We start from the raw sequence: 15,027 nt of genomic DNA, 5'->3' as shown, positions 1-15,027 counted from the left end.
GGCAACTGCTGGTCATCAAGTGATCAAGGGGGCCGCGCGGCGGGCACCTACCAGGTGGTTAGGCCGAGGCCGATCGTCCTGGTGAGGGTGGCGTTGTCGTCGTCGCCGTCGAGCGACCAGACCATCGCCCCGCCCAGGCCGGTCCGTCGGATGTAGAGCGTCTTCTGCAACACGACGGCCGGGTCGTCGTACGTCCAGAGGGTCGTACCGTCGAACAGCCAGGCGTGCCCGGCGCGCAGGTCGCGGTGCACGGCGTAGCCCTTGCCGGGCAGGGTCTTGAGGTTCTTGTAGTCCTCGTAGCCGGCCTCGAAGGCGGCCGGCGCGGGCCCGGTGGCCGGCTGGAAGAGCCCGTTGCCGCCGCCGGTGACGCCGGTCCAGCCGCGACCGTAGTAGGGGATGCCGAGGACCAGCTTGTGCCGTGGCGCGCCCCGGGCGATCCACCCGTCGACGGCCACCTCGACGGAGAAGTCCGGGTTGTCGGGCGAGCCCGCCGGTACGCGCAGCGCCGACTGCTGGTTGGCGCGGGCCTCCCAGCCGCCGTGGAAGTCGTACCCCTGCACGGTGGCGAAGTCCAGGTACGTGAAGATCTTGCGGCCCTCGTAGCCGGCGTCCATCGCGGCCGGGTTGGCCGGCAGGAAGGCCGTCAGCGGGTGGTGCGAGCGGGTGGTGCGACCGTACGCGTCGAGCTGGCGGCGGAACTCGGCGAGCAGCTTGGTGAAGTTCTCCCGGTCCTCGGGGCGGATGACGTTTCCGGGCTCACCGTCCCAGTTGGGCCACTCCCAGTCGAGGTCGACGCCGTCGAAGACGCCCGCCCCGGCGCCTGGCGCGCCCGGGAGATTGCCCTTGAGGTAGAGGTCGATGCAGGAGGTGACGAACGCCTTACGGGAGGCGTCCGTGCGGGCGGCGTTGGAGAAGTACGTCGACCAGCTCCACCCGCCCAGCGAGATCAGCACCTTGAGCTGGGGGTGCTTGGCCTTCAGCTTGGCGAGCTGGTGGAAGTTGCCGTTGAGCGCCTGGCCGGGGGCGTCGGCGACGCCGTCGACGCTCTCCTCGGCGGGCACCGGTCGCTGGTAGTCGGCCCAGGCGTCGCCCTCGCCCGGCCCGCCGTCCACATAGCAGCGGCCGTCCTCGCTGATGTTGCCGAACGCGTAGTTGACGTGGGTGAGGCGGCTCGCCGCCCCGGACGTGTCGAGCTTCTTGACCGGGAACGCCCGACCGTAGATGCCCCACTGGGTGAAGTAGCCGACCCGGTGGTAGCCGGGCTGGCGGTCGGGCTTGGCGCTGGCATTCGCGGCGGCCGGCGGGGCGGCGGTGATCAACAGGGTCGCCAGGGCGACGACGGCGGTGAGGCGGCGGTGGCGCAATGGACGCATCGGCACTCCCACGAGGGATCAAACAGAATTAGTAAAGACACTTATCTGATTGATGAAGTTAAGCCGATCACGCTCTGCGGTCAAGAGCCGTCCGTCCGCCACCACCGCCCCGGGTTGGTCAACCGACCTGGCTGTTGTCCTTCATCGACCCCCAGCCGTGCCAGCGGTCGATCTCGATCAGGGCGCTGACCCGACCACGTTCCCGACGCGGGTAGGCATTGCCCGTGTAGTGCCGCGACAGCCGGTCGATGTCGGCCAGATCCTCGTCCACGCGCAGCTCGGCGACGTGCCCGACGATGCTCACGTGGGTGTACCACCCGGCCTCGTCCAGCACGGTGAGGGAGACCCGGGGATCGTTGCGGACGTGCTCCAGGCGGCGGCGGCTCTCGTCCATGTTCACCAGGATCCGGCCGTCCTCCCACAGGTACCAGGTCGCGGCGGACACCGGCTGACCACCATTGCGAAGCGTGGTCATGACAGCCGGGTTCGGCTTCTTGAGCATCTCGACCGCGGCCTCGGGAAGCGGTGGCTTGGACATGTGTCTCCTCCTCGCGTGGAACAGTTACCCCTGCACCGTACGCACCGACCGGCGGTGGTCGGGCGACATGCCGATCAGTTCGGCGCGCCGGGGGACGCGAGGGCTCAGCGCAGTTCCTGGATGCGGACCATGTTGCCGGCGGGATCGCGGAACGCGCAGTCGCGCACGCCGTACGGCTGCTCCGTCGGCTCCTGGACGACCTCCACGTCACCGGACTGCACCTTCTCGAAGGTGCCGTCCAGGTCCCGGGTCGCCAGCAGGATCCACCCGTACGTGCCCTTGGCCATCATCTCCGCGATGGTGCGCCGCTCGTCCTCGGTGATCCCCGGATCGGCGGCCGGGGGCGCCAACAGGATGGACGTGCCGGGCTGCCCGACGGGGCCGACGGTGATCCACCGCATCGTGCCCTTTCCGACGTCGCTGCGAACCTCGAAGCCGAGGGCGTCGCGGTAGAAGGCCACCGAGGCGTCCGGGTCGACGTGCGGGAGAACGGTCGTGTGAATGGTGATGTCCATGCTGGTCATGCTAGGGAGGGCCACCGGCGGTGACTTCTCGATTCCTGATCGATGCGGCGGGTGGCCGCCGGTACGCACCCGCGTGCGGGCCACCGGAACGGGCCGGCGAGGATGGGTCCATGAGCGATCCCGTACTCCCCGCACGTGTCGTCGTCACCGGTGCCACCGGCAAGCTCGGCCGCGCCGTGGTCGCCCACCTGCGCGGCGTCGGCGTCGACGTGCTCGCGGTGGACCGGGCGGGCGGGCGCGACCCCCGCGACGTCGACGGCGAGTTCCTCCTGGTCGACCTGACCGACTACGGGCAGGTCGTCGAGGCGTTCACCGGAGGCGCGGACGAGCACGCCGGCGGCATCGAGGCGGTCGTGCACCTGGCCGCCGTCCCGGCGCCCGGGCTGATGTCGAACGCGGTCACGTTCGCTAACAACTCCGCCGCGACGTACAACGTCTTCGCCGCCGCCCGGGCGGCCGGCATCAGGCGGGTGGTGTGGGCGTCCAGCGAGACGGTGCTCGGGCTGCCGTTCGACACCCCACCGCCGTACGCGCCGGTCGACGAGGAGTACGCGCCCCGGCCGGAGTCGACGTACTCGCTGAACAAGGCCCTCGAGGAGGAGATGGCGCGGCACTTCTGCCGGTGGGACCCGGAGCTGGTCATGGTGGGTCTGCGCTTCTCCAACGTGATGGACGTCGAGGACTACGCGCCATTCCCGTCGTTCGACGCCGACCCGCGGGCGCGGCGGTGGAACCTGTGGGGCTACATCGACTCCCGTGACGGCGCCCAGGCGGTGGAACGGGCCCTCGCGTACGACCGGCCGGGCGCGGATGTCTTCATCATCGCCAACGCCGACACCGTCATGACCCGCTCCAGCGCCAGCCTGCTGGCCGAGGTCTACCCGGGTGTCGAGATCCGTAAGGAGCTGGGCGAGCACGAGACCCTGCTCAGCATCGACAAGGCGCGGCGGGTCCTGGGCTACGAGCCTCGGCACTCGTGGCGCGACCACGTCGGGCCCGCTGCGGGCGATCCGGCCTGACGAGCGGGCGTACCGGGATAAAGTTCTCTAAACCGGTACGAGGGGGTGCGGCCATGCTGACGCGCACCTGGATGCGCGGGCTGGCCGACAGCACGAGCCCGCGTTCGGCGACCGTCCTGGAGCTGCTGTTCGACATCGTCTACGTCTTCGCGCTCGCCCGCCTCGCCGGGCGGGTCGCGGACGACCTGACCATCGTCCGGCACACCCTGCTGTCCGAGGCGGGGCAGACGCTGCTGTTCTTCACGGCCATGTGGATGATCTGGTCGCTGAACGCGCTGGTGGCCAGCACCTACGACCCGCGCCGGGTGGACCTCCAGGTCCTCCTTCTCGCCACCATGTTCGGCACGCTGGTGCTGGCGGTCTCGCTGCCGCAGGCGTTCGGACAGCGGGGCATGATCTTCGCCTGCACGTACGTCGTCATCCAGCTCGGCAGGCCGATCTACCTGGTGTTCGCCCTCCGGGGTCACCCGGCGCAGATGTTCTCGTACCGGGTGCTGACCTGGCACTCGGTCTCCGGCGTGCTCTGGATCGGTGGCGGCCTCGACGGCGGCCTCGGTCGCGGTGTCTTCTGGACGCTCGCGCTCGGCATCGAGCTGGTCGGTGCGGCTTTCAACTGGCCCGTGCCGCGTATCGGCCGCGCGCCGATCGCCAGCCTGGTCTCGGTGTCCGAGGTGCACCTCGCGGAGCGGTACAACCAGTTCTTCATGATCGCGCTGGCCGAGGTGGTGCTCGAAGCCGGCGCCGCCGTCAGCTTCCCGGGTTTCTCGACCGGGCGGACCATCGTCCTCGTGTCCGCGTTCGTCGCCACGGTCTCGTTCTGGCGGATCTACTTCTACCACGTGGGGCCGGGCAAGCAGGCCAACGGCAGCGCCAGCGGGGAAGGGCTCCAGCTGTCCCGACTGGCGAGCTACAGCCTGCTGCTCATCGTCGGTGGCATCATCTGCACCGCCGTCGGTTTCGGGCAGGTCATCGAGGATCCGCACCCGCCCATCGACTGGGCGCTGGTGGTCATCATCTTCGGTGGTCCGGTGCTGTTCCTGATCGGCCGCAGCTTCCTGGAGCGCCGGTACCAGTCCGCGCCGCGCTGCCAGATGTTGTTTTTCGGCGCTGCGGTGCTGGCGGTGGCGGCCCTGCCCAGCGTCCTGCTCCCGCCGGTCGCCGTGACCGCCCTGGCGGCGCTGATCCTGGCCGGGATCGCCGTCGCCGACGGGCACGCCCACCGGCGCGGCGCGCAGACCAATCCGACGCTGTGACCGTGGGGCGTTGAACGCCGAGGACGCCTGCCGTATGGTGGCGGCACGCCGTCGAGCCGGAAGGAGGTCAGAACAATGTCCGATGTTCTGCGCCCCCTCCGCGCACCGGCGTCCGCGCGGATCTGACCCGGGGCGTTCGCTTTCCGGAGGTCCGCCATGACCAGTCTGGTCATCCGCCCGCTCGTCGCGGGCGAGGAAAACCTGTTCGACTCCATGACCGATCCGCTGCCCCAACTGCGGCAGATCCCGTACGCCGACGGCATCGCCGGCGGCGGCTACCGACCCGAGACCACCTGGATCGCCCTGCGCGGCGGCCGGGTCGTCGGCCGGGCCGCCTGGCTCCTCCCGCCCGGGGCCGTCGGCGCCCCTGGCTGGAGCGGTTCGACCTGGCCGCCGAGCCGGAGGTGGGGGCCGCGCTGCTGCGCGCCGCCCACGAGGCGCTGGGAGGTCCCGGTAGCTACTACGCGGCGCTGCCGGCGCACTGGCGGCGTCGACCCGAGGTGCTGGCCGTGGTCACCGCGCCGATGGAGGCGGCCCGGCTCGCCGGCCTGGTCGAGGTGGGTGAGCGGCTGCGCTGCTCGTGGACGGGCACGCCGCTGCCGGCGACTTCCGGCCGCTACACCTTCCGGCCACCCGTCGACGTGGCAGAGATCAACGCCCTGGTCGCCCGGGTCGCCGAGCCCGACGTCCTCACCGGCATGGAGATCGCGAGTGCCGTCAGCGGCGTCGACCTGGCCACCGATCCGGTGGCCTGGCTGGGGGAGTCGCCGGACGACTGGCGGGTCGGCGTGGCGGACGGGCGGCCGGTGGGCCTGGTCGGCACGGCCGGTGACGCCTGCTATCCGCTCCTGGCGTACCTCGGCCTGCTCGACGACGCGGCGCGGGGAGAACTGCTGGCCGAGGCGGTCCGGGTGCTCGCCGCCGGTGGCGCGCGGGAGGTGATCGCCGACGTGGACGCTCACCGCGTGGCGGTGCTCGCCGAGCTGGAACGCACCGGATTCCGGCAGCTCCGCGCCCGGGTGCTGTTCGAACCGCCTGCCCCGCCGACCGAGACGGCGTAGTCGCGTCGGGTGCGCCCCGGGTCACCGGGGCGCGCCCCCGCAGCCGTGCCGACGTCACCTCCTGTCAGGATCTGCCCATGCCGGAGTTCCTCACCCTCGTCGTCGGCGCGACGGCGCTGGTTGCGGCGGCGGTCGCCGGGCTCTACCTCTGGCCGCTGGGGCACCGGAAGCTGCGGCTCGCGCCGGCGTCACCGCTCGACTTCGAGGCCGCCATCGAGGCCGCCGCGAGCATCACGGCGGCGGAGGCCGCCGATCCGGAGGTACGGCCGGAGTCGCGCAGCCGTCTGCTGAGCCACGGGGCGCGTACCGCCCGGGCCGTCCTGCTGCTGCACGGCTACACCATGGCGCCGGAGCAGTACGACGCGCTGGCCGAGGTGTTCTTCGCCCGGGGCTACAACGTGTGGATACCGCGGGCCCCGCAGCACGGCACCGTCGACCGGCGGGCCCACCACCGGGTCGAGGCCGGCGAGCTGACGGCGTACGCCCAGCAGGCCGTGACCGTCGCGGCGGGCTTGGGGGACGAGGTGGGTGTCGTCGGCATCTCCGGTGGCGCGGTGCTGGCCACCTGGCTGGCCCAGACCCGGGGGGACGTCGTACGGCGGCTGTTGGTGCTGTCGCCGTTCTTCGGCCCCCGGCAGGCCCCGGCGTTCGCGGTCCGGCCCCTCATCACGCTGTACGGGCGGCGCGTCCTGCGGGACCGGGTCACCGCGCGCGGCTACTCGCTCGTGGCGGTCACGCGGTACCTGACGATCGTGCGCTCGTTGCCGCGTCGTTTCCGACGGACCGGCCTCGTGGGCGCGGCCGTGGCGATCAGCCCGCTCGACACGGTGGTGGACCCCGCCGCGGCGGTGCGGGTGCCCCGCCGGATCGCGCGGGCGAACGGCATCGACCTGAGCGTGTACGCCCTGCCCGAGTCGCTGGGCGTCCGCCACAACACCCTCGACCTGACCGCGCTCGACGACCGGGCCGCCGATGTGTTGCGGCGCTACGTCGACCTGTACGAGGGCTCCCCGGCGTCCCTGTCCTCGGCCGCCGACAACGCCGCCACCGGCGGCCAGGGGCGGTGACACCCGCCGGGGTGCGGCGGTGCGCCGCGAGCAAGCAGCGGCACACCGCCTCGACGCGTGACTACCGCGCGGTGTCGGCAGCGGCGTTGACGACCTGCGGGGCGTAGCCGGCCGGCTTGTCGCCGATGGAGAGACCCGGGCTCACCACCCAGGACTGGTACTGCGGGGTGAACATTCCGTACGGCAGCCCGAGGTTCGGGGCGCTGGCCTCGTCGAGCCGGCGACGGGCGTCGGCCGGGATCTCGAAGTCGAGCGCCTCGAAGTTGCCGCCGACCTGCTCGGCGCTGCTCGCCCCGATGATCACCGAGCCGACGGCGGGCTGGGTGACCACCCAGTTGATCGCGACCTGCGCCATGCTGCGTCCCAGGTCGGCGGCTACGCTCTCCAGCGCGTCGATGACCGTCCAGTCGTTGGGGCCGATCTCCCGACCCGCGGCGTTTGGGGTGGTCAACCGGCCGGTCCCGCTCAGGCCCTCGCTGGTGCGTCGGTACTTGCCGCTGAGTAGGCCACCGCCGATCGGGCTGAACGCGGTGATGCCCAGGCCCAGGGTCTGGGCCATCGCCACGTACTCCGCCTCGATGTCCCGCATGACAAGGGAGTACGGGAGTTGCAGGTTGATCATCGGGGCCAGGCCGTGCGCCTCGGCGTAGCTCTGCGCGCGGGCCGCGTACCAGGCCGGTACGTCGGAGAGGCCGGCGTACCGGATCTTGCCGGAGCGCACCAGGTCGTCGAGGGTGTGCACGACCTCCTCGACCGGGGTGATCCGGTCCCAGGTGTGCAGCAGGTACAGGTCGATGTAGTCGGTGCCGAGTCGGCCCAGTGACGCCTCGACCGCCCGCATGATGTGCTTGCGGCCGTTGCCGCTGGCGTTCGGGTCGCCCGGGTCGACGGTGTTGGTGAACTTGCTGGTGAGTACGAGTCGCTCGCGGACACCGGCCCGGTCGATCAGGCGGCCGAGGATCTTCTCGCTTTCCCCGGCGGTGTAGAAGTCCGCCGTGTCGACGAAGTTCCCGCCCGATTCGAGATACTGCCGGAAGATCGGTTCGGACTCCTCCTCGGTCTTGCCGTACGCGGCGTGGAAGCCGTCGACACCGAAGTTCATCGTGCCCAGCGCGAGTCGGCTCACCCGCAGGCCGGAGCGTCCGAGCAGGTAGTACTGGTTCATCGTCGCGCCCTCCTGGTCGCTGTGCGGGCCTCGGAGCGGGCCGCGCGTTCACGACCTTGGCTCGCCAGAAATGGACCTGCAAGTCCAAAATCCGAGCTAGGGTGAGGCCATGACTCGCGCGTTAACCCGCAAGGGCGAGGCGACCCGGGCGCGGATCGTCGCCGGCGCCGCCGCCGAGATCCGTGAGCGCGGCGTCGACGAGGTACGCCTGGAAGACGTGATGGCGCACACCGGCACCAGCAAGGGCCAGCTCTTCCACTACTTCCCGGACGGCAAGGAGGAGTTGCTGCTCGCGGTGGCCCAGCACGAGGCCGACCAGGTGCTCACCGACCAGGAGCCGATGCTCAGCAACCTGACCTCCTGGCCGGCCTGGCAGGCGTGGCGGGACCGGCTCGTCGAGCGCTACCGCGCGCAGGGCGTGAAGTGCCCGCTCAACGGCCTGCTCGGCCAGACGGGTCGGCGCGCGCCGGGCGCGCAGGCGATCGTGACCGGGCTCATGTGGCGCTGGCAGGACAAGATCGCCGAGGGCATCCGGCACATGCAGGCGACCGGAGACATCGCTCCCGAGGTGGACGCCCAGCGAACGGCGGCGGCGCTGCTGGCCGGCATCCAGGGCGGCGTCCTGCTGCTGATCAACACCGGAGAGGCCGACCACCTGGAGGCCGCCCTGGACCTCACGCTCGACTCGCTGCGGGCCGGCCGCGGCGGCAACCCGAACCTGGAAGAGGCGCGGCAGTGACCGACGACAACCGACCGCCGTTGGTCCTGATCCACGGCCTGACCTACGACCGGCGGCAGTGGGACCCGGTGCGGCGCGAGATGGCGACGATCGACCCGGGCCGGCGGATCCTCGCCCTCGACCTGCCCGGCCACGGCGACACGCCCCGGCGGGACTCCTACCGGATGACCGAGGTCGCCGAGGCCGTGCACCGCCAGGTGACCGAGGCGGGTCTCGGCACGCCGGTCGTGGTGGGGCACTCGGTGGGCGCGGTGGTCGCCACGACCTACGCGGCGCGCTATCCGGTGCGGGGCGTGGTCAACCTGGACCAGATCCTGCTGCCCGGCCCGTTCGGCGCCGCCGTACGCGAGGCCGAGCCGACGCTGCGCGGCCCGCAGTGGCGGCAGGTGTGGGACCGCATGCTGGCCGGTATGGGCATCGAGTCGTTGCCGACCGAGGCGCGGGCGATCGTCACCACCGCGACCGACCCCCGGCCGGATCTGCTGCTGGGGTACTGGGGCGAGATCCTGCACTCCTCCGACGAGGGCATCGCCGCCGCGCGGTCCGGTGACCTGCGGTCGATCGCCGAGCGGGGGGTCCCCTACCGCTGGGTGACCTCGTCCGAGCCGCCGGCTCGTTACCTGGCCTGGCTGACGGGAGCTCTGCCGGAGGTCGAGGTCACCGTGCTGCCCGGCAGCCACTTCCCGCACCTCGCGGAACCGGCGACGATCGCCCGGCTGCTGGTGAGCTGAGCGCGGCGTCGGGCCCGGACCGTCAGATCGGCCGGGGCGTTGGTCGGTCGAGCTGGTCGAGACGGGCCAATTCGCCGTCACCGGCTCGGATCACGGCTGCGGCCAGCGCGGTGGTGTCCGGGTGGACGCCGGCCCGCTGCTCGGCGGCGGCGATCTTGACCGCCTGCGCGAGATGCGCCCGTAGATGCGTGGCGAGCAGCCGCTGGAACGCCGTCCCGGTGGTCGACCGCAGCGCGGCCAGCTCGTCGGCGGTGATCATGCCGGGCATGTCGTGACCCTCGTGCGGGTTGGTCGTCGGCGCTCCGGCCTCGCCGAGCAGGTCACGGGAGCGGGTCAGGTCGGTCCGGGTGCTCGCCTGGACCCGCGCGGCCAGCCCGCGCCAGGTCGGGTCGGTGGTGTGGGTGGGCACGAGTTCCAGCACCGGGAGCAGCCGTTGCGTCATCGCCGCCGTGAGCTGTAGCCAGGCGATGTCGGTGGGGCTGAACGCGCCGGTCGACGGGGTGGCGGCGGCCGGTGTGGAGAGCGGTGGCGTCGACTCGTCCGTGCTGCTCGACGGTCCGCCGGCACAGCCGGCGGCGAGCACCGCTGTCATGAGCAACGCGACGTGGACGCGCATGCCCTCCTCCTTCCGGCGCGGCCTCGGCGTGTAAAGGGGCGGCCCGGCAGGACCGGGCCGCCCCCTCCGACGACTCAGATCGGTCGGCCGTCGTGTCCACACTTGATGACCGGACGGATGCAGTCCTGGACCCGGCGGGCCATCTCCGCGGTCGGCCAGGCGTTGAAGAAGTCGCCGTGCATCGTGTAGCCCGGCCCGGAGGCGAGCCGGAAGTGCGACGGGTCGCCGTTGACCGGGTACCGCAGCACCTGCCGCAGCTTCGGCACGTGCACCGGGTGGGTGCTCGGGCAGGCCTGGTTCACCGGGTACGCCAGGTGGCTCTTGTGGTCCGCGGAGTCCAGGTCGCGGCCGTTCCAGCACTGCGGGAAGTCCAGGTACGACTCCAGCATCGTGCCGGCCGGGCAGTTGACGAAGTCCTTGGACGGTGGCACCTGACCGGCGTGCAGGCAGGACCAGCGGGCGATGCTGTCGTTCGGGCCGGTGGCCTTCGCGTTGCCGGCGACGAGCCGCAGGCCCTGTGGGATCGGTTGGGTGTTGGCGACGACGTCGGCGCGTACGCCCTCACCGAGGTAGTAGAACGTGGCGATGGCCGGTTCTACCGCGACGTTGTCGCGGTAGAGGGTCGGCACCCAGTACGACGAGACGTCCACCGCCGGGTTGCAGGTGGTGGTGGACTTCACCAGGTCGGGCAGGGTGGTGGTGGCGTTCGTCGCCGTGCTGCCGAAGAAGCTGTGCATGTGTGAGGCCCCCGGCAGTCCGGGGAAGACGATCGGGTCGTCCGGCAGCCGGTGACTGTAGGTGCAATCGGCGGGGAACTCGGCGACCCGGATGACGTTGGCGACCGGGGCGGCGTCGGCCCGGTCGGTGGTCGAGACCAGGTACGTGCCGAGGAGGGTCAGCAGGGCGCCGATCGCCACGGTGAGGCGTAGCCGGCGGGGGACGTGGGGTGCGGCCCTGTCCATCTGGTAACTCCTGTCGGGGGGACGGGTCAGGGGCAACTCCGATGCCGCCGCCGAAGACAGCGGAGTGTGCCCTGGCCAGACTGGTGGTGGCCCGGTGGGCCGGTGCGAGAGAGCGCTCTCAGCAGTCCAAGCCTCACCCCGATGTCGAAAGTTGTCAATACGTCCCGCAGTTGCTGGAAAAATGACGACGACAGCACACCGGCCGGGCCCCGTGATGGGACCCGGCCGGCTGCCGCGGTGAGCTATCTTCCTAGGATGCTCTAGAGGGTGTGAGCGCCACCCCGAACGGCGTCAGCGTTCGCGACCGGGAAGCATCGCCAGGGCCTTCGAGCGCTGCGCGACGAGGTCCGCGTAGGTGCCGTCGCGCTCGGCCCAACGGTGCATGTGTACGCCCTTCACGAGGATCTCGCTCGGGGTGGGGTTCGCCGAGAGCAGCTGCATGACCTCGGTGGCGAAGTCGTCGAGTGGCAGCGCGCGCGGGTTCACCGTCTCCTGACCGGCTGTCGCGACGGCCGGGGGGACGAGTTCGACGACGTCGACACCGGTGCCGTCGAGTTGCGCGCGCAGCGCCTCGGAGTAGGCGTGCACCCCGGCCTTCGAGGCGGCGTAGCTGGGCATGGGCGGGAACGGCAGGAAGGCGATGCCGGAGGTGACGGTGATGAAGGTGCCCGCACCCCGACCGACCAGATGCGGCGTGAAGGCGTCGATGACCCGGATGGTGCCGACCAGGTTGGTGTCGATCGTCGTCTGTGCCGCCGCGAAGTGCGCGGGGTCGCGAAGGTCTTCCAGGAGCATGGCACCCGACATCGTCACCACCGTGTCCAGCTCGGGGTAACGGGCGAGCACGGCGTCCCGGGCAGATGCGACAGAGGCGCCGTCGGTGACGTCGATGCCGAACGTGCCGAAACCTTCCGCGGCGAGTTGCCCGAGGGCCTCGGGGTTGCGACCGCCAACGGCCACGGTGCTGCCCGCCGCGGCGAACCGCCGGGCCAACTCCCGCCCGATACCCGAGGTGCCGCCGACGATGAGAACTGTGCGGTTGGAGAGATCCACGAGATCTTCCCTTCGATCCAGAGAGCGCCCGAACAGGGCGATCGCAAGTCTCGACCGAGCCCGGCGGAGGTGGCAGGGCCCCGGTTTTCCCAGGTCCCAGCAGGGCCCCCTCTGCGGCACGCGCGCCGCACTACCGTGGTGACCATGGGGGAAGAGGAGTCGGGCGGCGGCCACCGGCTGGGCAGCTACCTGCGGGCCCGCCGCGAACTGGTCTCACCGTCGCAGGTAGGGCTCCCGGCCGGCGGCCGGCGCCGCGTGCCCGGCCTGCGACGCGAGGAAGTCGCCCTGCTCGCCGGGATCAGCCCCGACTACTACCTGCGGCTGGAACGGGGCCGGGACAAGAACCCCTCACCGCAGGTCCTCGAATCGCTCGCGCGCGTCCTGCAGCTCGACGACATCGAGCGGATGTACCTGCTCGACCTCGCGGCGGCGCGCCCCAGGACGCCGCGCCGCAAGCGCACCGAGCACGTACCAGCGCGGGTGTACGAGCTGCTCGCCCACCTTCAGATTCCCGCGTTCGTCGAAGGACGCGCCTTCGACGTGCTGGCCTCCAACCCGATGGCCGTGGCGTTCTCCCCGCGCCTGCGGCCCGGTCAGAACCGGCTGCGGTCGCTCCTGCTCGATCCCGAGGAACGAGCCTTCCACCAGGACTGGACGAAGGCCACCGCGAACTTCATCGCCACCCTGCGCACCACCATCGGGGACGACATCGACAACCCCCGGTTCGTCGAGCTGGTGGGCGAACTCGCGCTGTCCAGTCAGCGGTTCCGCACCCTGTGGGCCCGCCACGACGTCCGCATTCTCGAGGGAGGCACGACGACGGTGCACCACCCCGTCGTCGGTGACCTACACCTGCACCGCGACAAGCTCCCCATCGAAGACGTCATCCTCGTCGTCTACTACCCGGACAAGGACAGCGACAGCGACGAGAAGCTGCGGCTCCTCGCCGCACTCACACAGACCGGTAGCGCCGACGACCAGACGCGGGTGGGGCGGCCCGACGCGTCGTCGGACCGCCCCACCCGTTGACGGAATCGATCAGAAGCCGAGTACGCCCCGCCCGCCCACCACGGGCAGTCGCAGCTCGCTGTCATTGGGGGCGACCCGCAGCTCGGTGCCGCCCAACGGCAACAGGGTGTACTCCTGGTCGGAGGAGAAGACGACCACGCCGATCCGGTGACCCGCCGGGAAGACGTAGTCCTTCGGCTCCATGGTCCACCGGTAGTCGTACAGCTTGCCCTGCTTCACCGGCGCGGTGCGCGCGGCGCTGACGCGGTTCTGCGGGTCCATCCAGCCGCGCGTCACCACGACGGGCGTGGCGGTCGATCCGGCCGGCCCGTAGTCGACCAGGTACGCGGTGAGGTTGGCGTCGGGCTTGTTGTCGATCGCCATCCGGAGCCGCATCTCGGGGCGGCCGGAGATGCGGACGCTCTGGGCGAGCGCGGGGGAGCGGTAGGCGAGCCGGTTGGCGCTGGCCGTGTCCGGGTCGGCGACCAGGGTGTCCGGGTGGATCGTCCGTCCCTCGTCGACGAAGCGCTGCTCGACGCGGGCCTTCGGCGGCTTGCCCGTGGTGAGCGTGCCCGGGGCGGTGGCGTCGGTGGCGGCGAGCCGCAGTCCGACCTCGCGAGCGGCCGGGTCGGGCCAGTTGGCGTACGTGGTGTACGCCCGGTCCTCGCGCTGGAGAACCGCCGTCGGCTCGTCCATGATGCCGTTGCGCACGTTCCACAGCCAGTAGTCGAACCACCGGTTCTCGGTCTGCTTGTACGTCCAGGTCTGCCCGCTGGGCAGGGTCACCGAGGCGCTGCTGCCCGGCCCGCCGTGCCCGCCCTGGTGCAGCCAGATCTTGCGCGGCACGTGGCGCTTGGCCAGCTCGTCCCACCAGCCGGCGAAGTGCTCGGTCTTGACGTTCCAGTCGTTGAGGCCGTGCACGACGAAGACGCTGGCCTGGACGTTGCGGGCGTCGAGGTAGTCGCGGTCGCGCCAGAACGGCGAGTAGTCACCGGTGACCCGGTCCTGCTCCTTGGTGATCTGCGCGAGCTCGTCGGCGCACTGCCCCTCGGCGCGTGCCTGCCCGGCCGTGTACTGGGCCAGGATGTCGAGGTCCTCGCCCTGGAACGTGCCGGGCGCGACCACCAGACCGTTGGCCCGGTAGTAGTCGTACCAGCTGCTGATCGCCGAGACCGGCACGATGGTCTTCAGGCCCTCGACCCCGGTGGTGGCCACCTGGTTGGGCAACGTCCCGTTGTAGGAGACGCCGGTCATGCCGACCGCGCCGGTGGTCCAGCCGGCGGTGACCGGGGCGCCGTTGGCGTCGTACCCCTTGGCCCGCCCGTTGAGCCAGTCGATGACGGCCTTGGTGCCGAGCGTCTCGGCCTGGTCACCGCTGGTCGGGCAGCCGTCCGAGTCGCCGGTGCCGACGCTCTGGCCGAGCACCACCGCGTACCCGCGCGGCACGTAGTAGTCGTCCAGCGAGCCGGGCAGGTTGGCCTTGGCCTGGGCGCGCTGCGTGCCGGCGTCGAGCGCCCGCCGGCCGGAGTGGTCGGTCAGTCCGTTCTGCGGCAGGTCGTCGACCAGCACGCTCGGGTACGGCACGTCGCCCCAGGTGCCCTTGCGGTACGGGCTGTGCTCGAAGATGACCGGCACCTTGAAGCCCTCGGTGGCGGTCTCCCGGGGCCGGGAGATGTCGATCGCCACCCGGTCGGAACGACCGTCGTGATCGGTGTCCACCGGGGTCTGGACGTACACCCGCTCCTCGATGGCGTCGGCGAGCGAGAACACCGGTTGGGTCATGCCGTCGGCCACGACGATGCCGGTGGGCGCGGACGCCGTGGGGCGGGCGGCCGCGGGTGTCGGTGTCGCGCTCAGGACCAGTGCGCCGGACACGCCGACGCTCAGAAGTGCCAGATGACGGGGTCGACGCACGCGC

At 71.3% G+C, this 15,027-nt stretch carries 15 protein-coding genes; 7 read left to right on the top strand and 8 right to left on the bottom strand.

Annotated elements, in window-relative coordinates; genetic code table 11:
• Positions 1-47 precede the first annotated feature (47 nt).
• The 3 genes from ACQP0N_RS19500 to ACQP0N_RS19490 all read right to left on the bottom strand — a co-directional run bounded on the left by ACQP0N_RS19500 (position 48) and on the right by ACQP0N_RS19490 (position 2,426).
• Positions 48-1,373, bottom strand: coding sequence for a glycoside hydrolase family 18 protein (locus ACQP0N_RS19500; protein ID WP_433112614.1), 1,326 nt, complete (start codon positions 1,371-1,373; stop codon positions 48-50).
• 118 nt (positions 1,374-1,491) lie between these two features.
• Positions 1,492-1,911 (bottom strand): PPOX class F420-dependent oxidoreductase, encoded by a 420-nt coding sequence (locus ACQP0N_RS19495; protein ID WP_433112611.1) that lies wholly within the window; start codon positions 1,909-1,911, stop codon positions 1,492-1,494.
• 104 nt (positions 1,912-2,015) lie between these two features.
• Positions 2,016-2,426: a VOC family protein gene (locus tag ACQP0N_RS19490; RefSeq protein ID WP_355048144.1), complete on the bottom strand. Its 411-nt coding sequence runs from the start codon at positions 2,424-2,426 to the stop codon at positions 2,016-2,018.
• 119 nt (positions 2,427-2,545) lie between these two features.
• On the opposite strand from ACQP0N_RS19490, the gene ACQP0N_RS19485 reads away from it, so the two are divergent.
• The 4 genes from ACQP0N_RS19485 to ACQP0N_RS19470 all read left to right on the top strand — a co-directional run bounded on the left by ACQP0N_RS19485 (position 2,546) and on the right by ACQP0N_RS19470 (position 6,835).
• Entirely contained in the window at positions 2,546-3,454 is a 909-nt protein-coding gene (locus ACQP0N_RS19485; RefSeq protein WP_433112608.1) for an NAD-dependent epimerase/dehydratase family protein, read from the top strand.
• Between the two features lie 53 nt (positions 3,455-3,507).
• Positions 3,508-4,707, top strand: coding sequence for a low temperature requirement protein A (locus ACQP0N_RS19480; RefSeq protein WP_433112605.1), 1,200 nt, complete (start codon positions 3,508-3,510; stop codon positions 4,705-4,707).
• Between the two features lie 404 nt (positions 4,708-5,111).
• Entirely contained in the window at positions 5,112-5,768 is a 657-nt protein-coding gene (locus ACQP0N_RS19475) for an acetyltransferase (protein WP_433112603.1), read from the top strand.
• Positions 5,769-5,845: 77 nt separating this feature from the next.
• Positions 5,846-6,835, top strand: coding sequence for an alpha/beta hydrolase (locus ACQP0N_RS19470; protein ID WP_433112600.1), 990 nt, complete (start codon positions 5,846-5,848; stop codon positions 6,833-6,835).
• 61 nt (positions 6,836-6,896) lie between these two features.
• Here ACQP0N_RS19470 and ACQP0N_RS19465 read toward each other — a convergent pair whose 3' ends face one another.
• On the bottom strand, positions 6,897-8,000 hold the full coding sequence (locus tag ACQP0N_RS19465; protein ID WP_433112597.1) for an aldo/keto reductase: 1,104 nt from the start codon (positions 7,998-8,000) through the stop codon (positions 6,897-6,899).
• Positions 8,001-8,109: 109 nt separating this feature from the next.
• Between ACQP0N_RS19465 and ACQP0N_RS19460 the strand changes: the two genes are divergently transcribed.
• Positions 8,110-8,739: a TetR/AcrR family transcriptional regulator gene (locus ACQP0N_RS19460; RefSeq protein WP_433112594.1), complete on the top strand. Its 630-nt coding sequence runs from the start codon at positions 8,110-8,112 to the stop codon at positions 8,737-8,739.
• Positions 8,736-9,470: an alpha/beta fold hydrolase gene (locus ACQP0N_RS19455; RefSeq protein ID WP_433112591.1), complete on the top strand. Its 735-nt coding sequence runs from the start codon at positions 8,736-8,738 to the stop codon at positions 9,468-9,470. The genes ACQP0N_RS19460 and ACQP0N_RS19455 overlap by 4 nt, the downstream gene beginning before the upstream one ends.
• 22 nt (positions 9,471-9,492) lie before the next feature.
• Here ACQP0N_RS19455 and ACQP0N_RS19450 read toward each other — a convergent pair whose 3' ends face one another.
• From ACQP0N_RS19450 to ACQP0N_RS19440, 3 genes are all read right to left on the bottom strand, one after another.
• Positions 9,493-10,086 carry a DUF305 domain-containing protein gene (locus tag ACQP0N_RS19450; RefSeq protein WP_433112588.1) on the bottom strand — a complete coding sequence of 198 codons (594 nt, stop codon included), beginning with the start codon at positions 10,084-10,086 and terminating at the stop codon, positions 9,493-9,495.
• Between the two features lie 74 nt (positions 10,087-10,160).
• Positions 10,161-11,048, bottom strand: coding sequence for a DUF1996 domain-containing protein (locus tag ACQP0N_RS19445; protein WP_433112585.1), 888 nt, complete (start codon positions 11,046-11,048; stop codon positions 10,161-10,163).
• Positions 11,049-11,339: 291 nt separating this feature from the next.
• Positions 11,340-12,101 carry an SDR family oxidoreductase gene (locus ACQP0N_RS19440; protein WP_433112582.1) on the bottom strand — a complete coding sequence of 254 codons (762 nt, stop codon included), beginning with the start codon at positions 12,099-12,101 and terminating at the stop codon, positions 11,340-11,342.
• Between the two features lie 144 nt (positions 12,102-12,245).
• Here ACQP0N_RS19440 and ACQP0N_RS19435 point away from each other — a divergent pair, with 144 nt between their 5' ends.
• Positions 12,246-13,130, top strand: a complete 885-nt coding sequence (locus ACQP0N_RS19435) for a helix-turn-helix transcriptional regulator (RefSeq protein ID WP_433112579.1) — start codon at positions 12,246-12,248, stop codon at positions 13,128-13,130.
• Positions 13,131-13,139: 9 nt separating this feature from the next.
• Here the strand turns inward: ACQP0N_RS19435 and ACQP0N_RS19430 are convergent, their stop codons facing one another.
• Entirely contained in the window at positions 13,140-15,023 is a 1,884-nt protein-coding gene (locus tag ACQP0N_RS19430) for a Xaa-Pro dipeptidyl-peptidase (RefSeq protein ID WP_433112577.1), read from the bottom strand.
• Positions 15,024-15,027: the final 4 nt, after the last annotated feature.

The organism is Micromonospora sp. CA-246542, assembly GCF_050942905.1.
Classification (GTDB): Bacteria; Actinomycetota; Actinomycetes; order Mycobacteriales; family Micromonosporaceae; genus Micromonospora.
The sequence above is the reverse complement of the archived record's forward strand: the minus strand, read 5'-3'. Positions and strand labels throughout refer to the sequence as shown.